General features: G+C 74.0%; 20 protein-coding genes. 12 read left to right on the top strand and 8 right to left on the bottom strand.

The features are described 5' to 3' along the window. Positions 1-142: 142 nt before the first annotated feature. A complete protein-coding gene (locus IF55_RS17950; protein WP_030882807.1) occupies positions 143-1,642 on the top strand; it encodes an FUSC family protein in 1,500 nt (499 codons plus the stop codon). Between the two features lie 41 nt (positions 1,643-1,683). Next, positions 1,684-2,814, top strand: coding sequence for a lactonase family protein (locus IF55_RS17955; protein WP_078644621.1), 1,131 nt, complete (start codon positions 1,684-1,686; stop codon positions 2,812-2,814). Positions 2,815-3,058: 244 nt separating this feature from the next. Here IF55_RS17955 and IF55_RS17960 read toward each other — a convergent pair whose 3' ends face one another. From IF55_RS17960 to IF55_RS17980, 5 genes are all read right to left on the bottom strand, one after another. Next, positions 3,059-4,006, bottom strand: coding sequence for a sirohydrochlorin chelatase family protein (locus IF55_RS17960; protein ID WP_030882809.1), 948 nt, complete (start codon positions 4,004-4,006; stop codon positions 3,059-3,061). Positions 4,007-4,113: 107 nt separating this feature from the next. Beyond that, positions 4,114-5,094 carry an N-acetylglucosamine kinase gene (locus IF55_RS17965; RefSeq protein WP_037965257.1) on the bottom strand — a complete coding sequence of 327 codons (981 nt, stop codon included), beginning with the start codon at positions 5,092-5,094 and terminating at the stop codon, positions 4,114-4,116. Between the two features lie 109 nt (positions 5,095-5,203). Continuing rightward, positions 5,204-6,016, bottom strand: a complete 813-nt coding sequence (locus tag IF55_RS17970; RefSeq protein ID WP_030882814.1) for an LURP-one-related family protein — start codon at positions 6,014-6,016, stop codon at positions 5,204-5,206. 24 nt (positions 6,017-6,040) lie between these two features. Continuing rightward, positions 6,041-6,718 carry a uracil-DNA glycosylase gene (locus IF55_RS17975; protein WP_030882817.1) on the bottom strand — a complete coding sequence of 226 codons (678 nt, stop codon included), beginning with the start codon at positions 6,716-6,718 and terminating at the stop codon, positions 6,041-6,043. 69 nt (positions 6,719-6,787) lie between these two features. Beyond that, positions 6,788-7,873: a WD40/YVTN/BNR-like repeat-containing protein gene (locus IF55_RS17980; RefSeq protein WP_030882818.1), complete on the bottom strand. Its 1,086-nt coding sequence runs from the start codon at positions 7,871-7,873 to the stop codon at positions 6,788-6,790. Positions 7,874-8,127: 254 nt separating this feature from the next. Here IF55_RS17980 and IF55_RS17985 point away from each other — a divergent pair, with 254 nt between their 5' ends. Then, complete coding sequence (locus tag IF55_RS17985; protein ID WP_030882821.1) at positions 8,128-9,225, top strand: NADH:flavin oxidoreductase/NADH oxidase; 1,098 nt, start codon at positions 8,128-8,130, stop codon at positions 9,223-9,225. A gap of 203 nt (positions 9,226-9,428) precedes the next feature. Then, entirely contained in the window at positions 9,429-9,791 is a 363-nt protein-coding gene (locus IF55_RS17990) for an ArsR/SmtB family transcription factor (RefSeq protein ID WP_030882823.1), read from the top strand. A 45-nt stretch (positions 9,792-9,836) separates the two neighbouring features. On the opposite strand, the gene IF55_RS17995 is transcribed toward IF55_RS17990, so the two are convergent. Beyond that, positions 9,837-11,180 carry an FAD-dependent oxidoreductase gene (locus IF55_RS17995; protein WP_030882826.1) on the bottom strand — a complete coding sequence of 448 codons (1,344 nt, stop codon included), beginning with the start codon at positions 11,178-11,180 and terminating at the stop codon, positions 9,837-9,839. 843 nt (positions 11,181-12,023) lie between these two features. Between IF55_RS17995 and IF55_RS18000 the strand changes: the two genes are divergently transcribed. The 8 genes from IF55_RS18000 (at position 12,024) to IF55_RS18035 (ending at position 21,674) form a co-directional block, all read left to right on the top strand. Next, a complete protein-coding gene (locus tag IF55_RS18000; protein ID WP_030882829.1) occupies positions 12,024-12,215 on the top strand; it encodes a hypothetical protein in 192 nt (63 codons plus the stop codon). Then, positions 12,212-12,982, top strand: coding sequence for a GNAT family N-acetyltransferase (locus IF55_RS18005; protein WP_048832126.1), 771 nt, complete (start codon positions 12,212-12,214; stop codon positions 12,980-12,982). The genes IF55_RS18000 and IF55_RS18005 overlap by 4 nt, the downstream gene beginning before the upstream one ends. A 196-nt stretch (positions 12,983-13,178) precedes the next feature. Continuing rightward, a complete protein-coding gene (locus IF55_RS18010; RefSeq protein ID WP_048832127.1) occupies positions 13,179-14,468 on the top strand; it encodes an ATP-grasp domain-containing protein in 1,290 nt (429 codons plus the stop codon). Positions 14,469-14,710: 242 nt separating this feature from the next. Next, complete coding sequence (gene fdh, locus IF55_RS18015) at positions 14,711-17,977, top strand: formate dehydrogenase (RefSeq protein WP_030882835.1); 3,267 nt, start codon at positions 14,711-14,713, stop codon at positions 17,975-17,977. Further along, positions 17,974-18,966, top strand: coding sequence for a 4Fe-4S dicluster domain-containing protein (locus IF55_RS18020; RefSeq protein WP_030882837.1), 993 nt, complete (start codon positions 17,974-17,976; stop codon positions 18,964-18,966). The genes fdh and IF55_RS18020 overlap by 4 nt, the downstream gene beginning before the upstream one ends. After that, complete coding sequence (gene nrfD, locus IF55_RS18025) at positions 18,963-19,952, top strand: NrfD/PsrC family molybdoenzyme membrane anchor subunit (RefSeq protein ID WP_030882838.1); 990 nt, start codon at positions 18,963-18,965, stop codon at positions 19,950-19,952. The genes IF55_RS18020 and nrfD overlap by 4 nt, the downstream gene beginning before the upstream one ends. A 168-nt stretch (positions 19,953-20,120) precedes the next feature. Then, positions 20,121-20,816: an HAD family hydrolase gene (locus IF55_RS18030; RefSeq protein ID WP_030882841.1), complete on the top strand. Its 696-nt coding sequence runs from the start codon at positions 20,121-20,123 to the stop codon at positions 20,814-20,816. Between the two features lie 219 nt (positions 20,817-21,035). Next, positions 21,036-21,674 (top strand): TetR/AcrR family transcriptional regulator, encoded by a 639-nt coding sequence (locus IF55_RS18035; RefSeq protein ID WP_037964875.1) that lies wholly within the window; start codon positions 21,036-21,038, stop codon positions 21,672-21,674. A 96-nt stretch (positions 21,675-21,770) separates the two neighbouring features. On the opposite strand, the gene IF55_RS18040 is transcribed toward IF55_RS18035, so the two are convergent. Together IF55_RS18040 and IF55_RS18045 are read right to left on the bottom strand one after the other, a co-directional pair. Beyond that, positions 21,771-22,163: a tetratricopeptide repeat protein gene (locus IF55_RS18040; RefSeq protein WP_037964881.1), complete on the bottom strand. Its 393-nt coding sequence runs from the start codon at positions 22,161-22,163 to the stop codon at positions 21,771-21,773. Between the two features lie 140 nt (positions 22,164-22,303). Next, positions 22,304-23,167, bottom strand: coding sequence for a class I SAM-dependent methyltransferase (locus tag IF55_RS18045; RefSeq protein ID WP_030882850.1), 864 nt, complete (start codon positions 23,165-23,167; stop codon positions 22,304-22,306). Positions 23,168-23,205 lie beyond the last annotated feature (38 nt).

The raw sequence follows: 23,205 nt of genomic DNA on the forward strand, positions 1-23,205 counted from the left end.
TCCCAATGCTTTGATGATCCTGTCAACGGCGCTGCGGATTCCGCGGCGCCTTTTTCGCGTCTTTCGCGTCCACGATGTCCATGATGTCCACCCCTATTCGTCCCCGACAGCGGTGAAGGAGCGGCAAGCTGTGCTCAAGAGGATGCTCGTGGCCCCGGACCCGGAGCTGCTGCGGCTGCGCACCTCGGCCCGCGCCGTGCTCGGCATCGGCCTGGCCGCCGCCGTCTCGTACCTCCTGGGGCACTCGCTCACCGCGGCCGTCGCCGGCGGCCTCGCCGCGCTGCTCGCGCTCTTCACCGTCGGCGACCCCAGCGTCCGCCGCCAGGCCGTCACGACCGCGCTGCTCCCGGCGGTCGGCTTCCCCGTCCTCGCCCTGGCCGCGGCCCTGCACGGCCACCCCCTGGCGCGCGACGCCGCGTTCCTCGCCGTCGTCTTCTGCGGCGTATACGCCCGCCGCTGGGGCCCGCGCGGCCACGCGCTCGGCGTCTTCGGCTTCATGATGTTCTTCGCGACGCAGTTCCTGCACGCCGTGCCGGAGCAGCTTTTGCAGATCTACGCCTCCGTGGCGCTGGCTCTCGCGTGCGCCGCCGCCGTCCGCTTCGCCGTCTGGCCCATCGAACGGCGCACCCCGCCGCAGCCCGTCGCCGCCCCGCCGGCCGCCCGCGGGCTGGCCCGGCACACCACCCGCCAGGCGTTCCAGGCGGCCGTGGCCTGCGGCCTCGCGCTGGCCGTGGGGCGGCTGGTCTCGGACGAGCGCTGGTACTGGGCCGTCGGCACCACCTGGTGGATCTTCGTCAACACCGCCTCACGCGGCGAGACCCTGGTACGGGGCTTCCGCCGCGTGGTGGGGACCGTCACCGGCATCGCCGCCGGCCTGCTCGTCGCCGTGCCGCTGCACGGCGCGCCCGCGCCCACCGCCGTCCTCCTCGCCCTCTGCGTCTTCGGTCTCTTCTACAGCGCCGGGCCCTCCTACAGTTGGATGATCTTCTTCGTGACCGTGCTGGCGGGCCTGCTCTACGGCCTCCTCGGCGTTCTCCACCCCGGCCTGCTCGCCCTGCGCCTCGAACAGACCGCCGTCGGCGCGCTCGGCGCGGCCCTGGCCGTCGCCGTGGTGCTCCCCGTCACCACCCACACCGCCACCGACGCCTGGATCCAGCGCGCCCTGCTGTGCGTACGGCACTGCGCGGCGGACGCCGCCCGGCGGCTCGCCGGCGACGAGGCGGCCGACCCCGCGCCGCGCGTCGCCGAACTGGAACTGCTCCTCGGCCGCGTCCGCGTCTCCCTCGCCCCGCTGCTCCACCCGATCAGCCCGCTGCGGACCCGCAAGGGCCGGGCCCGGCAGGTCATGGCGGCCCTCGACGACTGCGCCCGCCAGGTGCGCGGCCTCGCCGCCGTGGCCGCCGACCCCGACGCCTCGCACGACGCCCGGCTCACCGCCGCCTGCCGGCGCGTCGAAGCGGCCGTACAGAGCCTCGTCGCGCCGGGCGACCGGGCCGACTCCCCGGCTGCCGCGCTCGCCGGCGCGCCCCACCACCCCGGCGCGGAACGGGCCCTCGCGCACCTCCACGACCTGGAAGCCGCCCTCGCGGCCCTCGCCGCCCCGCTGCGCGGCACCTCGCGCGCGCCGTACGCGAAGGCGTGAGCGCGACGCGGTGATCCGGAACCCTGTTAGCGTCTGCTCCCATGGAGACGGTCCCTGACCAGCGCGGACATGGACCGGGACAGACCGGGCAGCGGACCGGAACAGAAGAAGCGGCGGAAGGCGGCACAGTGGGCGGCACGCAACATCGGGCGTACATCGGATCGTTCAGCGCGGGCGGCGGCCTCGGCATCACCGTCGCCGACGTCGACCCCGACACGGGCGCGCTCACGGCCGTCCACTCCACCGACGCCGTCGAGAACCCCTCCTACCTCGCCCTCGCGCCCGGCGGGAGGGCGCTGTACGCGGTCAGCCAGAACGACGACGGCGCGGCCGTCGCACTCTCCCTCGCCGACCCGGCCCGCCCCGAGCCGCTCGGCCCGCCGGTCCCCGTCGCGGGCGCCGCGCCCACCCACCTCACGCTCGCCCTCGGCCACCTGCTCACCGCCAACTACCGCTCGGGCAGCGTCACCGCGCTCCCGATAGCCGGCGACGGGCGGCTCGGCGACCCGGTCTCGGTCCTCCAGCACGAGGGCAGCGGCCCGGAGCCCGACCGGCAGCAGGGCCCGCACGCGCACGGCGTGCACCCCGACCCCTCCGGCCGCTGGGCGCTCGGCGTGGACCTGGGCACCGACTCGGTGTGGGTCTACGCCCTCGACGCCCCCGGCGGCCGGCCGGTCGTGCACCACGAGACCCGGCTGTGGGCGGGCAGCGGCCCCCGGCACCTGGTCTTCCACCCCCGCGGACACCGCGCGTACATCGTCAACGAGCTGGACTCGACGCTCACCACCTGCCGTTGGGACGCGGAGACGGGCGAGCTCGCGCCGATCGGCACGACGCCGGTCGCCCCCCAGGACAGCGAGTCCGTCAACTTCCCCTCCGAGGCGGCCATCGCGGCGGACGGCCGCTTCCTGTGGGTCGCCAACCGCGGCCACGACAGCATCGCCACCCTCGCCCTCGACGCGACGGGCGACACCCCGGCCCTGGTCACCACGGTCGACTGCGGCGGGCGCCGTCCCTGGGACCTGGCCCTGCACCCCTCGGGCCGGCACCTCTACGCCGCGAACGAGGGCAGCGGCGACGTCACCTGGTTCGACGTCGACCCGACGACGGGCGAACTGACCCGCGGCGGCGCCATCCCCGCGCCCAGCGCCTCCTGCGTCATCCTCGGCTGAATCGCTGAATCGCTGAATCGCTGAATCGCTGAATCGCTGAATCGCTGAATCGCTGAATCGCTGAATCGCTGAATCGCTGAGCTCCCGTCCGGGGCATCGACACGGACGCCGAACAGCCCGAAGGGCCCCGAGTGGGGCCCTTCGGGCACAGGCGTTCGCTGTGTCGGGCGGCGCCGAGCCACGCCGCCCTGTGTCGTCATGTCTCGGTGTCCCGACGTCTCGACAGGGAAGCGAGCGACGGGTGTTACTGGCGGGGCGCGTCGGCGTACGGCGCGCCCTGGGCCGTCGGCTGCGTCGGGATGCCCAGCACCGTCGCGTACTTGGCCAGCACCAGCTTGCCGACCGCGCCGTAGGCGCCCAGCGCCTCGGCCGCGGCGCAGTCCGCCTCGGCGGCCGCGGTGCCGGGCACGCCCGCCGCGACCTCGGGGCCGATCAGGTAGGGCGCGAGGGCCAGTTGGCGCGAGCCCGCCTTGCGCAGTTCCTCGGCCGTACGCGCTATGGCGCCGTCCTCGTCCAGCGCGGCGGCCATCACCGGCACGGCGAGCCGGGCGGAGAGCAGCATGCCCGTGATCCCGGCGGCCTGGACGGCCTCGTCACCGCCGACCGTCGCGAGGATGATCCCGTCCGCGGCGGTTGCGACTGTGAACAGGCGGGCGCGGTCGGCGCGGGCGAGACCCGCCTCCGAGAGCCGAACGTGCAGGGCCTCGGCGAGCAGCGGATGCGGACCGAGCGCGTCGGTCAGCTCCGCGGCGGAGCCGCTGTTCATGACCGCGTGGCGTATCCGCCGCAACAAGGCGTTGTCGGGACCCGCCAAGAGCGGCACGGTGACGGCGGCGGGACCCGCTTCGGCGTCCGATCCCTCCTGGTCATCGGCGTCCCGCCGGGCGGCGACGCGCGCGTCGCGCTCGGCCGCGACATGGGTGAGCACGGCCTCCAGGGCCGGGAACTCGTCCCCTTCGCCGTCCACGTAGCCGATCCGGGCGTCGAGCCCGGGCAGTTCGGAGCGGGCGATGCTCAGCACCTCTTCGGCGAGGCCGCGGGTGGCATCGTCGGGGGTCCCCGGCACGGCCAGGACCAGTGGCGGCGCCCCGACGGGCGCCGCCACCGGTTCCGGCCGCCGGTGCCGTCCGGGCTGGCGGGGACGTGGCATTCGTACAGGCAGGCCAGGCGCGGGCCCTGTGGGGGAGCTCATGGCGCCGCATGCTATCCGCTCGCGGGGCCCCGCTGTTCGGGAGGGGGCGACAGTGTGCTATCTGTCCGGATATGTTCGGCGGTTCGTACGACTTGATGCGGAAGTGGTCACCCCGAAATGGAGAGCATGAACGGATCGGGCGGCAGCAGCAGACGATCCGCCGCGAGCGCCGAGGCGATCCGCAGCGCCCCGTCCAGCGGGCCGCCCGCCGCCTCGACCAGCTCCGCGTACGGCAGTTGCTGCTGCAATTCCGCACGCAGCGGTACGAGCAGGGGAGCGCCGATCCGGAACACCCCACCGGTGAGCGCCACTTCGTACCGCTCGTGCCGCGGCTGTCCCCCGGGCCGGGGGCAGACGGCCGCCGCGGTCTCGGCGATGTGGCGGGCGGCCGTGGCGAGGACGTGCCGCGCGACCGGGTCGCCGGCCGCCGCGCAGCGGGCCACCTCGGGCGCGAACGAGGCGAGCACGGCGGGCCGGTCGGTGCGCGGGTACAGCTTGCCGGGCAGCCCGGCCGCCGGCCCGAAGACCGCTTCCGCGCGGGCCAGCAGCGCGGCCGAGCCGCCCGTACGCCCGTCGTGGGCGCGCAGCGCCGCCGTCAGCCCGGCCTGGCCGATCCACGCTCCGCCGCCGAGGTCCCCGAGCAGATGGCCCCAGCCGTCCGCGCGCCGCCAGCCGCCCTCCCGACTGAGGTCGGACCCGATGGCGATCATCCCGGTGCCGCCGGCGACGACCGCGCCCGGCCGCTGGCCCAGCGCCCCGGCGTAGGCGGTCACCGCGTCGGCCGCGAGGGCGAGCCGGCCCACCCCCAGCTCCGCGCGGAGCGCCGCGGGCAGCGTCTCGCGCAGGTCGTCGCCGAGGCTGGCCATGCCCGTCGCGCCCACGCAGGCCGCGTCGGCGCGCTCCGCTCCGGCCTCGCGCAGCAGGCGGCGGGCGGCGGGCAGCACGTGGGCGAGGAAGGCGCGGGCGTCGATGCCCGCGTCGCCGGTCGCCACCGGGTCGGGGGTGTGCCAGGTGCGGGCGGGGGCGTCGAGGTCCGCGCGGGCCACGGCGATCCGGACGCCCGAACCGCCCGAGTCGACGGCGAGCACCGTGCCGGGGACGGGGCCGGCCGGTCCGTCGGCGGCAACGCTCGTACGCGCGTCGCCGCTCGGGCCGCCGTCCGCGTCCGCGTGCCCGTGGGTGTCGTCGCTCACCGGATCAGCCGAGCCCTCGGGCGTCCTGCTTGAGCGCCGTGTCGACGGTCAGGGCCGTGGCCACGACGAGGCTCAGCAGCGGGTCGGCGAGCTGGCGGTGGATCTGCAGCACGTAGTTGTCCGCCGTCGTGAACATCGTCTTGGCGAGCCCTTCCCAGGTCTTGGTGATCCGGGCGATCTCGGTGTCGGTGTGGTCGACGATGGCGAAGTTCCAGGCCCGCCAGTTCTCGGCCTTGATGGCGCCGATCTGCTCGCCGCCGGAGACCAGCGCAAAATTGATCTTGCCGATGGCGTTCTGCTGGACGATCTCGCCCAGCGGCTGCCCGTCGGGCCGCTCGACGACCACGCGGGACTTGATGAGCTTGGCCGGCCGGGTCAGCAGGAGCTGCGGGCGGCCCTGGGCGTCCCGGATCTCCAGCTTGTGCGTCATGTACTGGTCGAGGCTGGAGACGAACCGCAGCACCTTCTTCGCCGCGCTCTGGCCGACCTCGACCACCGTGCCGAGCGTGCGGCCGTGCTGGTCGAAGACGCTGTACTCGTTCGTCACCTCGATCAGCTTGGCCTTCTGGTTCACCACCAGGACCGGCTCGGTGAAGAGGGTGCCGCCGCCGTGCGCCTCCGGCGCCACCTTGGCCTGGCGCTGGACCTGGTCCTGAATCCGCGCCGGGTCGTGTGTGGCCGGAACGGCTCCCTCCGAGGGCGGTCGCCCGGGATGCGTGTGCTCGGTCCACTGGCTGCCGTCCCACCATCTCAGCAGGTGAGGGGTGCCCTGCGGATCGGCGTACCACCCCGCGGGGATGTTCGTCTGAGTCGTCATGGCCGGACACCCTATCCCCGGACGTCAGGGAATCAGCCAGTTCACCGGCGCCGCTCCCTGCCGTACCAGGAGGTCGTTCGCGCGGCTGAACGGGCGGGAGCCGAAGAAGCCGCGATCGGCCGACATGGGGGAGGGGTGCGCGGACTCCACGGAGGGGACCTGCCCGAGCAGCGGGCGCAGATTGCGGGCGTCGCGGCCCCACAGGATCGCCACCAGCGGGCCGCCGCGCGCCACCAGGGCCTTGATCGCCTGCTCGGTGACCTCCTCCCAGCCCTTGCCGCGGTGCGCGGCCGGACGCCGGGGCGCGGTGGTGAGCGCCCTGTTGAGGAGCAGGACGCCCTGCTGGGTCCAGGGCGTGAGGTCGCCGTTGGACGGCCGGGGCAGCCCGAGGTCGGTGTGCAGCTCCCGGTAGATGTTCTCCAGGCTGCCGGGCAGCGGCCGCACGTCGGGCGCGACGGAGAAGCTCAGCCCCACGGCGTGCCCGGGGGTGGGGTACGGGTCCTGACCGACGATCAGAACCTTCACCTCGTCGAAGGGTTGCTGGAAGGCGCGCAGCACATGGGCCCCGGCCGGTAGGTACGTACGGCCCGCCGCGATCTCCGAGCGCAGGAAGTCGCCCATCGCGGTGATCCGTCCGGCCACGGGCTCAAGTGCCTTCGCCCAGCCGGGTTCGACGATCTCGTTCAACGGTCGTGCAGCCACGGGGCGTCACTCTACTGGCTCCCTCCGGCGCCCCACGACCGCGCCCCCGAGCCCGCTCTCCTGGCTCCCTCACCCCACCACCGCGGCCCGTACGCACAGCACGTCCGGCAGGTGCGAGGCGATGAGCCGCCAACTGTCCCCTTCGTCCGCGCTCGCGTACACCTCGCCGTTGCGATTGCCGAAGTACACCCCCGCCGGATCGGCGTCGTCGAGACACATGGCGTCGCGCAGCACCACCCCGAAGTGCGGTGCGTCGGGGAGCCCGGCGTCGAGCCCCGTCCAGCTCGCCCCGGCGTCCTCGGTGCGGAAGACCCGGCAGTGCCGCCCGGCGGGCACCCGGTCGCTGTCGGCCTCGATCGGGAAGACGTAGGCGACGTCCGCCCGGCGCGGGTGGGCGGCGACGGCGAAGCCGAAATCGGAGGGGAGCGAGGCGCCGACCGGCGTCCACGCGCCGCCCGCGTCGTCGCTGCGGTAGACGCCCCAGTGGTTCTGGAGATAGAGCCGGTCGCGGTCGACCGGGTCCTGCGCGATCTTGTGCACGCACTGGCCGAACTCCGGGTACTGGTCGGGCAGGAAGACCGCCTGCACCCCGGCGTTCGACGGGCCCCAGCTCGCCCCGCCGTCCAGCGAGCGGTACACGCCGCCCGTGGAGACGGCGATGGTCACGGCGTCGCTGTCGCGGGCGTCCGTGATCACCGTGTGCACGCCCTGCCCGCCGAAGCCCGCGCCCCACTCCCGCCGCGTGGGGTGGTCCCACAGCGACCGTACGAGCTCGAACGTCTCGCCCCCGTCCGCGGAGCGGAACAGCGCGCCCGGCTCCGTGCCCGCGTAGACCACGTCGGGCGCGCCCGCCTCCGCCGGGTGGAGCTGCCAGACCCGCTCCAGGGAGGCGCCCGTGTCCTTGGGGAACTGCACCGCGGGCCGCGACGGCTCGTGCCAGGTCGCGCCGAGGTCGTCGGAGTGGAAGACCGAGGGGCCCCAGTGCGAGCTGTCCGCGCCGACCAGTATCCGGGGCGCGGCGCGGCGGGTGTCGAGCCCGATCGAATAGACGGACTGCGCGGGGAAACGGGGCTCGTCGAATCCCCAGTCGCCGCCGCGCCGCCGCGCGAGGAACAGACCCTTCTTGGTGCCGACCGCCAGCATGACCTCAGTCATGGCAAGCCACCTCCGGGACGCCGTTGTCTCAGTTACGGGTCAGTGTGCACCCACCCACTGACAATGGCCCCCGCAGCGGTATCCCCGCAGGTCAGTCGGGCTGTCGGCGGATCTGGGCCCGCGCCGGCGGGAACGGGTGCCGGAGGCGGAGACGGCGGGCGGGACGCGCGCCGCCGCTTAATTTGACAGTCGTCGTACTACGGCGTTTATCGTACAAGAATGGCCGGGTCCCTCGTGTGCGAACGGAGCCTTCGATGAGCAACCTCTTCCAGCCGTACCGACTGCGGTCGCTGACCATCCCCAACCGCGCCTGGATGGCGCCGATGTGCCAGTACAGCGCGGCGGCCGACGGCCCCCTCCAGGGCGTGCCCACCGACTGGCACCTCGCCCACCTCGGCGCTCGCGCCGTCGGCGGCGCCGGCCTGATCCTGACGGAGGCCACGGCCGTATCGCCCGAGGGCCGCATCTCGCCCCTGGACGTCGGGCTGTGGAACGAGGAGCAGCGCGAAGCCTTCCGGCGGATAACCCGCTTCCTGGAGTCGCAGGGCGCCGTCCCGGCCGTCCAGATCGCGCACGCGGGGCGCAAGGCGTCGACGGCCGCCCCCTGGCACGGCGGCAGGCAACTGCGCCCGGACGAGGGCGGCTGGACGACGGTCGCGCCCTCCCCGCTCCCCTTCACGGACGACGGCCCCGTGCCGCGCGAGATGACGACGCGGGACATCGAGCGCGTCGTGGCGGACTTCGCGCGCACCGCCGAGCTGGCCCTCGCCGCCGGGTTCAAGGTCGCGGAGGTCCACGGCGCCCACGGTTACCTCATCAACGAGTTCCTGTCGCCGCACAGCAACCACCGGGACGACGAGTACGGCGGCTCGTACGAGAACCGCACCCGGTTCGCCCTGGAGGTCGTCGACGCCGTACGGGCCGTGTGGCCCGAGGAACTGCCGGTGTTCTTCCGGATCTCCGCCACCGACTGGCTCACCGAGAACCCCGAGGACCCGCGCGAGGGCTGGACCGGCGAGGACACCGCGCGCTTCGCGAAGGACCTGCTGGCGCACGGCGTGGACCTGCTCGACGTGTCCACCGGCGGCAACGCCCCCGGCGCCGCCATCCCCGTCGGCCCCGACTACCAGGTCCCCTTCGCCGCCAAGGTCCGCGAGGAGACGGACCTGCCCGTCGCCGCGGTCGGCCTGATCACCGGGGCCCGGCAGGCGGAGGAGATCCTCGCCTCCGGCCGGGCGGACGCCGTGCTCCTCGGCCGGGAACTGCTGCGCGACCCCTACTGGGTCAACAGCGCCGCCGTCGAACTGGGCGACGAGCCGCGCCGCCCCGTGCAGTACGCCCGCGCGTACTGACGAAGACGACGGCGACCGTACGGCCCTGAAGCGCGCCACCCCCGCCGGTACGGGCCCCGCCGCCCCACCGGCGGGGCGAGGCCCCTCCGGGGCCCGCGTACTACGGTGAGCCCGTACCCGTACGCGTACCACCGACGCGGCCACCGGTCCGCCCGGCGGACCGGGCCGCCCCCCGTACGACCGACCGGCCAGGAGGAGCAGCCGTGCAGACCCGGACCAGGGCGCGGACAGGCGGCCGCACCCTCGACCACCCCGCGCCCGCCCAGTTCCGGCTGGAGAGCGTGCTCCACGCCCTCTCGGACCCGATGCGCCTGCGGATCGTACGGACGCTGGAGGCCGCCGGGAGCGAGCAGCCGTGCTCCGTCTTCGACCTGCCGGTGTCCAAGTCCACCAGCACCCACCACTTCCGGGTGCTCCGCGAGAGCGGTGTCATCAGCCAGACGTACCGCGGCACGGCCAAGATGAACGAGCTGCGCCGCGACGACCTCGACGCGCTCTTCCCCGGCCTGCTCGACAGCGTCCTCGTGGCCGCGCACCGCCAGGACGAACGGCTCGGCGGCGGCTGAGGGCCGCCGCTCCGCCCCGCCCGCGCCTCCCCGGAGCCCGGGTGCTCAAGCCCGCCCGTTCGCGGCGGTCAACAGGCCCTCCCAGTCGGCGATCTTCACCGTCGTACGGCCCAGGGAGCGCCCCAGTTCCGCCTCGGCCGCCTCGATGCCGAGCCATCCCGGCCACTCCACCACGGGCTGACCCGAGCGCCGCAGCGCGTCGCGGGGATCGGCCGCGGGGCGCCGCTCCGCGAGCGCGTCGGCGTCCGCGAGGAGCGAGGCGACGGTCTCCTTGGCGCAGGAGCGGTTGGTGCCGATCACGCCGGTCGGACCGCGCTTGATCCACCCGGCGACGTACTCGCCCAGGGAGGGCGCTCCGTCGCGCAGTACGCGCCCGTGCGCGTGCGGCACCGTTCCGCGCTGCTCGTCGAACGGCAGCCCCGCCAACGGCACCCCCCGGTATCCCACCGACCGCAGGACCAACTCCGCCTCGATGTCCTCGAAGACGCCCGTGCCGACCACGCCGCCGTGTCCGTCCGGCGCGGTCCGCTCGAAGCGGACGGCGCGCACCGCGTCGTCGCCGAGCACCGCGACGGGGCGCAGGAAGAAGCGCAGCCGGATGCGGCGGGGGAGGCCGCGGGGCGGGGCGCCGCACCAGCCGCGGATGACGTCCACGTTGCGCCGGTTGGCGGCGGGCAGCTCCGAGGGGTCGGCGAACGCCGGGTCGAGGGCGGCCTCTTCGGCCCGTACGGAGATCTCGGCGCCCGGCAGCGCCCCCAGTTCGCGCAGCTCCTTGGTGGTGAACTTGGCCTGGGCCGGGCCCCGCCGCCCCACCAGGTGGATGTCCGAGACCCGGCTGCCGGCCAGGGCGCGCAGCGCGGCGTCCGGCACGTCGGTGGGGCGCAACTCCTCGGGTCCGCGCGCCAGTACCCGTGCCACGTCCACCGCCACATTGCCGACGCCGATGACGACGGCGGAACGCGCCCCGAGCGCGAAGCCGCCGGGCGCGGCGTCCGGGTGGGCGCTGTACCAGGAGACGAACTCGGTGGCGGAGAAGCTGCCCGGCAGCTCCTCGCCGGGCACCCCGAGCCGCCGGTCGGTGCCGGCGCCCACGCAGTAGACGACCGCGTGGTAGAGGTCGAGCAGCCGGTGGACGGGCACCCCCGCCGCCCCGACCAGCACATTGCCGAGAAAGGCGACGCGCGGGTGCTCAAGGACGGAACGCAGGTTGTTCTGCAGCGACTTGATCTTCTCGTGGTCGGGGGCGACGCCATAGCGCACCAGACCGTAGGGGCAGGGCAGCCGGTCCAGGACGTCCACCGTCACCCCCGGTACGGACTCTTGCTGGACGAGCGCTTGCGCGGTATAGACCCCGCTCGGCCCTGACCCGACGACCGCGACACGAAGCACGGCGGAGCTCCTTCCCGAGGGACCCGCCCAGCATCCCACCGAGGAGCGAAAGGGGGGAGACGCCCATGCGGCGCGTCCCGGTACACGTCGCCGTGACCTGCCCCGTGGTGTTGAGCGGGCAGGTCCCGACGGGGCTGGACAGCCTCGCTGCCGCACCGTGTGGGCTAACCTGCTGCGGAAATGACCGACTTCGCCGAAGAAGCTCGTTCTCGCGCCGCGCGTTTGCTGAGGATGGCAGCCACGACGGACAGCCGGGTCCGAGCCCAGATCATCGAATACGCCCACTCCACACCTGACCCGCCGCACATAGGCCCATTCGGTATCCATACGACGGGTTGCCCCCGTTGTCGTCGGACCATGTGGCAGCAAGCCGATACCCACGGTTTGTTCTGGGTCTGTGCGTCGTGCGGTCATGTGGAAGGGCAAAGCCAAGATGGGCTGTGACTGTCCAGTACCAAAGGTCAACGGGCGGTGCCCCGTCTGTAAGTGGTACCCCGAAGCGCGAGGCGTGACGGCATGCGGTGCGGTGTTCTAGAACCGATCACGATATACCCCAGCTTGAAGAGCGGCGTTTCGGCCATCGCCGCGCGGCTGGAATCGCCGCGTCCGGTCGCGTGTCCGCGCCTCGATCATGGCCGGGCGCCGGCGGGGTACGTCCTCAAATGATGCTGTTCGCCCGGGGTGTACGTACTGGAACGCGGCAGTCGCCGGGCTGCTCCCGGTCCCTCCTGACGTCTGCCGACATCTCCCGAACTGCTGCCTCGGGTCGGCTTCGTGGGCGTGCGACGACGTGATCCGGCCGTGATTCTCTGGATTTCCAAGATCGTTTGAAGTGTGTGGCCTATGAATGTGATGCTGGGCGCGGGCCTGCCCGAGCCCCTGCTGAGCAGCGGATTCGGCGGGCCCGAACGGAACGCGGAGCGCACGGGGCACGAGTGCGCGCGACACGAGGTGCACAGCACATGGAGTCAGGGAGCGGCGTGGCACAGGACGTCGGGCGCGGAGGACAACGGCATGACGGGACGGGAACGGTGAACGGTTCACCGGGCCGTGAGGACCGCACGTCACTGCGGTCCGCCGACGGATCGACACGCGTCGGTTTCCGTGCCGGTGAGTGGCGCGGCCATCCGCGCGCCACCGCCGTACGGATCGAGGCCGGTACGCCCGCCGCGGCCGCCGACCTGCTGCTGCGGGAGCTGCCCGGCTGGCTGGTGGTCACCGACGACACCCTGGCCGCCCCGCTGGCCGACGCCGGGGCCGAAGTCCAGCGCCGGGCCCACCGCTACGGCCGGGACCTGGCCGTACAGCCTCCCGACCCCGGGTGGCCGCACCCGGCGCTCCCCGCCCCGCTCCGCCTGCGCCCGGCGGCTGAGGTGCCGGCGGAGCACCTGGAAGAGCTGTGGCTGGCCGCGTACGCCGCCGGCCACCCCGACCGGGAGCGCTACGAGCGGGCGGCCGACGGGGTCGCGGCCCTCGCGAGCCTGTGGCGCGGTGAACTGTTGGGACCGACGCTGCCCTTCAGCGCGGTGGCCGTGGACGCCCGGGGCCCCGTCGCGGTGCTCGCCGTCCACGCCCTGGAGCGGCCCTGGATCACTGAGATCTTCAGAGACCCCGCGCCGCGCGGGCGCGGCCTCGGCACCGCGCTGCTGCGGTACGCGGTCACCGCGGCGGCCGAGCACGGGCTCTCCGACCTGGGGGCGTCGGTGACCGTGGGCAACGTCCGGTCCAGCCGCATGCTGGAGCGCGTCGGCTTCCGGCGCCTCGACGACAGCGTCGACCTGAGACTCCCCGCCGCTCCCTGAGCGTCGTCTCCCCGGCCCGTAGCCACCGGAGCTCCATGAGTTTCACACGCCGCACGACCGCTCGGAGCCCCCACCCCACCGTCGGCCTACGGTCGCGTCCCGCCGCGTTCCGTCCCGTCTCCGCCGTTCCTTCCCCACCAGCGGCCCTCCGGCTGCCGGTTCCGCATCCCCGATTCGACCGATGAGAGCCCCCCACATGCCCCACCCCACCCTCGTGATCATCGACGGCCCCGGCGGCCCCACGCCGGACTGGTACCTGTCCAGGCTCTGCCCCGACTACGACGTCCACGTCCTGTGGCGCCCCGGCCCGGACCCCGCCGCCCACGAGCGGCGCGTGCGCACCTTCGACTCGTGGTGCGCGCACGTCGGTGTGCCCGCCGACGCCGACCTCACCGACTACACCGTGGAGTACGCGAAGCGGCACTCGGCGGACGGCATCGTCGCGTTCAGCGAGATCCCGGTGGTCGAGGCGCACACCGCCGCCGCGGAACTGGGCCTGCCGGGCAACCCGCGCGAGTCGCTGCCCGTCCTGCGCAACAAGACCCGGCAGCGGGCCGCGTTCCGGGCGGCGGGCGTGCCCGTACCCCGGTTCGCCGAGGTGCGCACGGCGGAGGAGTTCCACGAGGCCCGGCACACGGTCGGGCTGCCCGCGGTGCTGAAGCCCGTCGTCGGAGCCGGCAGCATGGCCACCCACGCGGTGGACGCGGACGACGACCTGGACGAGATCTGGGCGCAGGCGTGCCAGGCGTACGTGAACGACCCGCGCGGCGGCGCGCGGCCCCTGTTCATCTTGGAACAGCGGCTCATCGGCTCCCAGTGGTACCCGGACGCGCGGTACGGCGACCACGTCAGCGTCGAGTCCATCGTGCGGCGCGGACGGGTCACGCATCTCGCGGTGACCGACAAGTTCCCGCTGTCGCCGCCCTTCCGCGAGAACGGCAGCATGCTCCCCTCGGTGCTGCCGACAGAGCGGGTCCGGGAGATCGAGGCGTGCGCGACGGCCGCCGTCGAGGCCCTCGGCCTCACCGATTCCGCGGTCCACACCGAGTTCAAGCTCACAGCGGAGGGCCCGATGGCGATCGAGGTGAACTGCCGGATCGGCGGCGGGGCTGTCGAGATGCTGCACCACAGCGCCGGTTACGACTTTGTGGCGGCCACCGCGGCCGTGGCGACGGGCGGGGGACTGCCCGCCGCACCCGAACCGCACCGTTACGCCGGCTGGCTGATACCGCAGCCGCCCGACCGGCCCGTGGTCCTGTCCCGAGTGCCCTCGACCTCCGAGATACTCGCGATTCCCGGCGTCCGTGAGGCCGTCGTGCCGCACGAGGTCGGCGCGCGCCTCTCCCCGGAGCGGGGCAGCGCCAACTACCTGACCGACGTCATCGCCGTGTCCGACCGGCCGGAACAGCTCCTCGACTGCTTCGACCGGCTGACCGCGCCGGGCCTGTTCGCGTTCCACGGTCCCGAGGAGCCCGTGGCCGGCTGACAGCGGACTCATCGGCCGCGCCGGGCGGGGAGCTGACAGCGGACGGACCGGCCGCGCGGGGCGGGGAGACGGCCGGGCCGTCTCCCCGCCTTTCTCACCCACAAAATCGCCGTAAATTCCCCGATCGGCCGAGTGAACGCGCTGCCGAAGGGCACCTGGAGCCGGCAGGCACGACCTTGGATACACGGCCTCGGTCACACCGCCCGCACCGGAGCACGAGTCGACGACGCGTGGGAGAGCCCATGGGGATACGTACGAGAATCCGCGCCTGGCCCGCCTACCGGCAGGCGACCGGCGCGGACCCACTGGGCCGGGGGCGCGCCGCGATGTCCCCCCGGAGCGCCGCGCTGCGCGCCCGCACCAGCGCCGCGGACCGGGTCGTGAAATCGGTCTGCCCGTACTGCGCCGTCGGCTGCGGCCAGCAGATCTACGTGCGGGACGAGCGCGTCACGCAGATCGAGGGCGACCCGGACTCGCCCGTCAGCCGGGGCCGGCTGTGCCCCAAGGGGTCGGCGACGCTCCAGCTCACGACCGGTGATTCCCGCCGTCACCAGGTGCTGTACCGGCGCCCGTACGCGAGCGACTGGGAGCCGCTGGACCTCGACACGGCCATGGACATGATCGCCGAGCGGGTGGTGGCGACCCGTCGGGAGACCTGGGAGTGGGAGCGGGAGGGGCGGCGTGTCGCCCGTACGCTCGGCATCGCCAGCCTCGGCGGCGCGACGCTGGACAACGAGGAGAACTACCTGATCAAGAAGTTGCTGACGGGGCTCGGCGTGGTCCAGGTCGAGAACCAGGCGCGGGTGTGCCACAGCTCCACCGTCGCCGGGCTCGGCACGTCCTTCGGGCGCGGCGGCGCGACCACCTTCATGCAGGACCTCCAGCACGCGGACTGCATCGTCATCGAGGGCTCCAACTTCGCCGAGGCGCATCCGGTCGGCTTCCAGTGGGTGATGGAGGCCAAGGCGCGCGGCGCGCGCATCATCCACGTCGACCCCCGCTTCACCCGCACCAGCGCCCTGAGCGATCTGCACGTGCCCATCCGGGCCGGCAGCGACATCGCCTTCCTCGGCGGGATCATCAACCACGTGCTGACCGAGGAGAAGGACTTCCGGGAGTACGTCCTCGCGTACACCAACGCCGCCACGCTGGTCGGCGAGGACTTCCGGGACACCGAGGACCTCGACGGCGTCTTCTCCGGATTCGACGCCGAGCAGGGCGCGTACGACCCGGAGAGCTGGCAGTACGAGGGCGCCGAGGTGCAGGCGCCGGCCGGGGACGTGGAGCAGTTGCACGACGAGCGGCTGCGCAACGCGCGGGCGACCGGAGACCCCGCGGGCCACGCCGAGACGCACGGCTCGGGCGGACCCCAGGCCGACGCCCAGGCCCCCGGCGACCCCACGCTGAGCCACCCCCGGTGCGTGTACCAGATCCTGAAGCGGCACTACGCCCGCTACACGCCCGAACTGGTCGAGCGGGTCTGCGGGGTGCCGAAGGAGACCTTCAGGCAGGTCTGCGACGCGCTGACGGAGAACTCGGGGCGCGAGCGGACCAGCGCGTTCGTCTACGCGGTCGGCTGGACCCAGCACACCGTGGGCTCGCAGTACATCCGGGCGGCGAGCGTGCTGCAACTGCTGCTCGGCAACATCGGCCGGCCGGGCGGCGGCATCCAGGCGCTGCGCGGCCACGCCTCCATCCAGGGCTCCAGCGACATCCCCACCCTCTTCAACCTGCTGCCCGGCTATCTGCCGATGCCGCACGCCCACACCCACGAGGACCTGGACGCGTTCGTCACGGCGAGCCGCACGGACAAGGGGTTCTGGGGCGACATGCGGGCGTACTTCGTGAGCCTGCTCAAGTCCTACTACGGCGACGCGGCGACGCCCGAGAACGACTTCTGCTTCGACCACCTGCCGCGGCTCACCGGCTCGCACAGCACGTACGACACCGTCCTCGCCCAGTTGAACGGCGAGTGCAAGGGCTACTTCCTGATGGGCGAGAACCCCGCCGTCGGCTCCGCCAACACCCGGCTCCAGCGGCTCGGCATGGCCGCCCTGGACTGGCTGGTGGTCCGGGACTTCTCCCTCATCGAGTCGGCGACCTGGTGGCGCGACGGCCCCGAGATCGAGACCGGGGAGCTGCGTACGGGCGACATCGGCACTGAGGTCTTCTTCCTCCCGGCGGCGGCCCACACGGAGAAGTCCGGCTCGTTCACCAACACCAACCGCTGGCTCCAGTGGCACCACGCGGCCGTGGAACCCCGGGGCGACGCGCGCAGCGACCTGTGGTTCATGTACCACCTCGGCCGCCGCGTCAAGGCCCTCCTGGCCTCGTCCGACGACCCGATGGACCGGATGGTGCAGGATCTGACCTGGGACTATCCGGTGGAGGGAGCACTGGAGGAGCCCGTGGCCGAGGCCGTGCTGGCCGAGATCAACGGGCATGGCCCGGACGGCGCGCCGCTCGCCGCGTACACCGAGCTGAAGGACGACGGGTCCACGCGGTGCGGCTGCTGGATCTACTGCGGCGTCTACGCGGACGGCGTCAACCAGGCCGCCCGGCGCACCCCGCACACCGAGCAGGACTGGGTCGCCGCGCGCTGGGCGTGGGCGTGGCCTGCGAACCGCCGCATCCTCTACAACCGGGCCTCCGCCGCCCCCGACGGCGCGCCGTGGAGCGAGCGCAAGGCGTACGTGTGGTGGAACGGCGACGACGGGCGGTGGACCGGCCACGACGTGCCGGACTTCGTCCCCGACCGGCCGCCCGGCCATGTGCCGCCGGAGGACGCGACGGGCCCCGACGCGCTGCGCGGCGACGACGCGTTCATCATGCAGGCGGACGGCAAGGGCTGGCTGTACGCGCCGGCCGGGCTGCTCGACGGGCCGCTGCCCACCCACTACGAGCCGCAGGACTCGCCGTTCCCCAACCTCCTGCACCCCGCCTGGCGGCGCTCGCCGACCCGCCGCCTCTATCCGACGGACGGCAACCGCTACCACCCCAGCGGCGACGAGCCGGGCGCCGACGTCTTCCCGTACGTGCTGACCACCTACCGGCTGACCGAGCACTTCACGGCGGGCGGCATGAGCCGCTGGACGCCCTACCTGGCCGAATTGCAGCCCGAGCTGTTCTGCGAGGTGGGGCCGGGGCTCGCGGCGGAACGCGGCCTGGAACACGCGGGCTGGGCGACGATCGTCACCGCCCGCAACGCCATCGAGGCGCGCGTCCTGGTCACCGACCGGCTGAAGCCCCTGACCGTGCACGGCCGGACCGTCCACCAGATCGGCCTGCCCTTCCACTGGGGCCCCAACGGCACCGTCACCGGCGACGCCGCGAACGAGCTGGTCGCCATCGCCCTCGACCCCAACTCCCATATCCAGGAGGACAAGGCGCTGACCGCCGACATCCGGCCCGGACGCCGCCCGCGCGGCCCGGACCTGCCCCGCCTGGTCGCCGGGTACCGGCGGCGCGCGGGGATCACCGACCGCACCGGAATGGAGCGACCCGTATGACCGGCCGTCTGCTCAGTGGACCGGAACCCGATCCGGCGGGCGACGCCGGCCACCTGGACGCACCGCCCCGCGTGGGCTTCTTCACCGACACCACCGTCTGCATCGGCTGCAAGGCGTGCGAGGTCGCGTGCAAGGAGTGGAACGCCATCCCCGAGGACGGGCTGTCGCTCACCGGCATGTCCTACGACAACACGGAAGGGCTCGGCGCCTCGACCTGGCGGCACGTCGCCTTCATCGAACAACCGTCGACGGCTCCGTCGGCGCCGCCGGCTCCGTCGGCTCCCTCCGGCAGCCCCGGCCCCGGCCCCGGCTCCGTGCCCGTCCCGGACGGCCGTACGGAGCTGCCGCTCACCGACCAACGCGCCGCGACCGCCCCGGCGGCCGGGGGCGAGGGCGGCGACCTGCGCTGGCTGATGTCCTCGGACGTCTGCAAACACTGCACGCACGCCGCCTGCCTGGACGTCTGCCCCACCGGCTCGCTGTTCCGCACGGAGTTCGGCACCGTCGTCGTCCAGGAGGACATCTGCAACGGCTGCGGTTACTGCGTGCCCGCCTGCCCGTACGGCGTCATCGAGCAGCGGTCCTCCGACGGCCGCGCCTTCAAGTGCACCCTGTGCTACGACCGGCTCGGCGCGGGCCAGGAACCGGCCTGCGCGAAGGCGTGCCCCACCGAGTCCATCCAGTTCGGCCCCCTCGACGAACTGCGTGAACGGGCCGCGCTGCGCGTGGACCAACTGCACGCGGCGGGCGTCGAGGACGCCCGGCTCTATGGCGACGACCCCGCCGACGGGGTGGGCGGCGACGGTGCGTTCTTCCTGCTCCTCGACGAGCCGGAGGTGTACGGACTGCCACCGGACCCCCAGGTCACCACCCGCGATCTGCCCGCGATGTGGCGGCACGCGGGCGCGGCGGCGCTGTCGCTGGCGGGCGCCTTCGCCGCCTCGTACGCGCTCCCGGCACTGACGCGACGAGGGAGGGGGCGGCGATGACTCGCACTGGCGGAAAAGGCGGCAAGGGCAGGGGCAAGGGCGAGGAACTGATGGTCCCGCGAGCCGAGTTCCGCTCCTACTACGGACGTCCCGTGATCAAGGCCCCGGCCTGGGCCGCCCGTGACATCGCCGGGTACTTCTTCCTCGGCGGCCTCGCGGGCGCGGGCTCGGTGCTGGCCGCCGGGGCGCACCTGACGGGACGGACCACGACGGCGCGGGCCATGAAGGTCTCCTCGCTCGCGGCCATCTCCCTCTCCACCGCCGCGCTCATCAACGACCTCGGCCGCCCCGGCCGGTTCCCCTACATGCTCCGCGTCCTCAAGCCGACCTCGCCGATGAGCGTCGGCTCATGGCTGCTGTCGGCCTACGGGCCCGCGGCCGGCGCGGCGGCCCTGTGCGCGGTCACGGGCCGCGTGCCGCGCGCCGGAGCCGCCGCGACCGCCGCCGCGGCGCTGCTCGGGCCCGCCGTCGCCACGTACACCGCCGTACTGGCCGCGGACACCGCCGTCCCCGCCTGGCACGGCGCCCACCGCGAACTCCCGTACCTCTTCGCCGCGTCGGCGACGGCCGCCGCCGCGGGCATGGCCCTGGTCGTGGCCCCGGCACGGGAGAGCGGCCCGGCGCGCTGCGCGGCCGCGCTGGCCACCCTGGCCGACCTCGGCGCGACCAAGGCCACCGAGCGGCGGCTCGGCATGGTCGCCGAGACCTACCGGGAGGGGAAGGCCGGCAGGCTGCTGCGCTGTGCGCGGGGGCTCATCGGGGCCGGGGCGGCCACGGCGGCCCTCGCGGGCGGGAAGAGCCGCCCGGCGGCGGTCGCGGGCGGACTCGCCCTGCTCGCGGGATCGGCCTGCACCCGGCTCGGCGTCTTTGCCGCGGGCATCGCCTCGGCGGAGGACCCGGTCTATACGGTCGTCCCGCAGCGCGAGGCGAAGGCGCGGCGGGAGGCGGCGGAGGCGGGGGAGGCGAAGGGGGCGGCGGGTGCGTAGCAGGGGCGGGCCGCCGGCCCGGTGCCGTTCTCGCCTGCCGGCGGGGCGTGCTGACGGCCGCCCCGCCGGGGAGCGTGCCGAGGGCCGACGGGCCGGTTCGGTCCGGCGCCCGCCGCCCCGCGCGCCGTTGGCGCCGTCGCCGCCGCCGGGCGGGGGAGACTGGGCGACATGACTGTCAAAGGCGTCCTGTTCGATTTCTCCGGCACCCTCTTGCACGTCGAGACCGCGCGGTCCTGGCTCCGCGCCGCGCTGCGCGCCACCGAAACCCACGTCGACGAGGAGGAGTTGGACCGGCTCGCGCGGCTGCTGGACGAGGCGGGCGCGCTGCCCGGCGGCTCGACCCCGCGTGCCGTCCCCGCGCGGCTGGCCGACGCGTGGGCCCGGCGCGACGAGGACGCGAACCTGCACCGTGTCGCCTACCTGGGCCTGGCGCGCCAAGTGCCGCTGCCGAACCCCGAGTTGTACGAGGCGCTGTACGTGCGGCACAAGGAGCCCGCCGCCTGGCAGCCGTACCCGGACGCCGCCGAGGTGCTGGGCGAGCTGCGGCGCCGGGGCGTCCGTACCGCCGTGGTCAGCAACGTCGGCTGGGACCTGCGCCCCGTCTTCCGCGCGCACGGACTGGACGGCGACATCGAGGCGTACGTGCTGTCGTACGAGCACGGGGTGCAGAAGCCCGGCGCGCGGCTCTTCCAGGCGGCCTGCGACGCGCTCGGGCTCGCGCCCGGCGACACCCTCATGGTCGGCGACGACCCGTACGCCGACGCCGGGGCGGCCGCGATCGGCTGCGCGGTACACCTGGTGGACAAACTGCCCCCGGCGGAACGGCCCGACGCGCTCCGCCGCGTGCTCGACCTCGTCGGGTGAGCCGCCGGCCGTGGCGAGAAGGCGAATTGGCCGCCGGCGCCGTCGGCGGCGCGGCCCTTGACGGAGGGCCGCGCACGACAAAAGACCGCCGATTTCGGGCGATCCCCCGCGTCGCCCGAAATCGACGGAGATACCGGACTGCGCCTGCTCAGGGGGGCGGGTGGGCCGGATGCCCTCTGAGTATATTGGCTCGGAGCCAGTCAACGCAGGAGTTACAGCATGGTCCCGCGCAGCGCGTCGGTCAATGAGGAGTTACGCCGCCGTTCCCGTGAACGTTTTTTGCAGGCGACGGTCGAGCTCGTCGGCGAACGCGGGTACGAGGCGACCACGCTCGCGCACATCGCCGACCGGGCGGGGGCCGCGCGCGGCCTGGTGTCGTACTACTTCCCCGGCAAGCGGCAGCTCCTGCAGTCCGCCGTGCACCGCCTGATGCATCTGGAACTGGCGGCCGGGCTGGAGCGGGAGCCGCGGACCGAGGACGGACGCGAACTCCTCGCGCGGGCCATCGACGCGATCCTGGGGCTCGCCCGGGATCATCCGCTGCTGATGCGTACGCACATGGCGGGCATCCTCCAGGCGGAAGGTTTCATCCAGTGCCCGGAGCAACAGCGGCTCGCGACGCTGCTCCGCGACACGGTGGTGAGCTACGGTTCGGCCGACCCGGACACCGACTACCGGCTGCTGCGGGCGCTGCTGATGGGGGCGGTGGTGGCGGTGCTGCTGCCGGGCGCCCCGATGCCGGCGTCCCGGCTGCGGGCCGAACTCTTCCAGCGGTACGAGCTCGACTGGACGCTCGGCGTACCGCCCGCCGACACTCCGCCGAACCTCGCGCCGCGGCGGGTGAACGGACAGGGGTAGCGCGGGGGAACCGGGCCCGCGGGGGCGGCGCGGTTCCCCCGGCGCCGGGGCTGGGCGGGCGTGCGCGCTCCGCGCCCGGCAGGGGCGCGCAGCCTGTCAGTCCGTACGGACGGTGTGCAGGACGCGGCGCGGCGTGGGGGCCTCGTCGCCGTTCATGGCGGCGGCGAGCCGCAGGTGCGGCGCCGCCTCGGCCGCCCGGCCGGCCCGCTCCAGGGTGCGGCCGAGCATCAGATGGGCGTACGCCTCGACGGGGTCGCGCTCCAGGACGCGCCGCAGCTCCGCCTCGGCCCGGCCCAGTTGGGCCGAGTGGTAGTACGCGCGGGCGAGCAGCAGCCGGGCCGCGAGGTGGTCCGGCGCCTGCTCGACGACGGGCGTCAGGATGCGGGCGGCCTCGGCGTAGTCCTTGGCCTCGATGTAGAGGTGGGCGCGCTCGTACTCCTCGGCGGGGGAGAAGGGGGTGGCCGGGGTGAAGTTCGGGAACCGCGTCATGGTCGTCGCTCCTTTCCTCCCCGCCAACATGAATGAAGCTTGAACTATTTCCGGATGGGGGTGCCGGTGCCGCACGGCGGTCCGCACCGGCCTGGCCTGGCCTGGGCCGGGTTCCGGGCCGTGCGGGCCGGCCGCACGGTTCACGCCCCGCCGGTCCGTACCGCGGCGACCGCCACCGTGGTGTACCGCATGGTGAAGCCGCCGCCCACCGCGTCCACGGCGGCGCCGACGCCCGCCAGCACCTCCGCCAGCCGCTCGGGCGGCAGCGTGGTGTGGGGGCCGGTGGTGGGGAGCAGATCCAGCCACGCGTCCCGCGTGTACGTCCACTCCCAGTCGAATCGCCACTCCTCCGGCTCGCCGTACGCGCCCGCCTCCCGTATGCCGTCGGCGGCCTTGGCGCACAGCGCCGCGTAGGCGTCGTCGGTCGAGGCCGACCATTGGCGGGCGGCGAGCGAACCGGGCAGGACGCGCTCGTAGACCTCGGTGAAAGCCTCCGTGAGCCCGGGCGGCAGCCCGCCCGCGTTCCAGAAGGCGGCGAGCAGGCCGCCCGGCCGCAGCGCCCGCGCGGCCTTGGCCGCGCCCGCGACCGGGTCCACCCAGTGCCACGCCTGCGCGGCGACCACCGCGTCGAATTCCCGGCCGGCCGGGTCCCACGCCTCGAACGCGGCGACCTCGACGGGGAGCCCGTGCCGCCGGGCGAGTTCCGCCATCCGGGCGTCGGCGTCGACGCCGAGGACTTCGCAGCCGGCCGCCGCGAACTGCTGGGTCACGATGCCCGTACCGCAGCCGACGTCGAGAACCCGGGGCGGGTGATCAGGGGCGCGGTCGGGGCCCTTGGCCGTACGGGCGCAGGCGGCGACAGTCCGGTCGATCAGGGCCTTGGGGTAGCGGGGCCGGGCGCGGTCGTAGCGCTCGGCGTCCACGCCGAAGGACTCCGCCATCTCGCGGTGCTCGTGGGGTTCGGGGGCAGGGTGGGGCGACTGCCCCGCGGGTACAGTGGGCATGTGCCCACTATGAGTGGGCGTCTGCCCACTCGTCAACG

The organism is Streptomyces varsoviensis (assembly GCF_000718635.1).
GTDB classification, from domain to species: Bacteria; Actinomycetota; Actinomycetes; order Streptomycetales; family Streptomycetaceae; genus Streptomyces; species Streptomyces varsoviensis.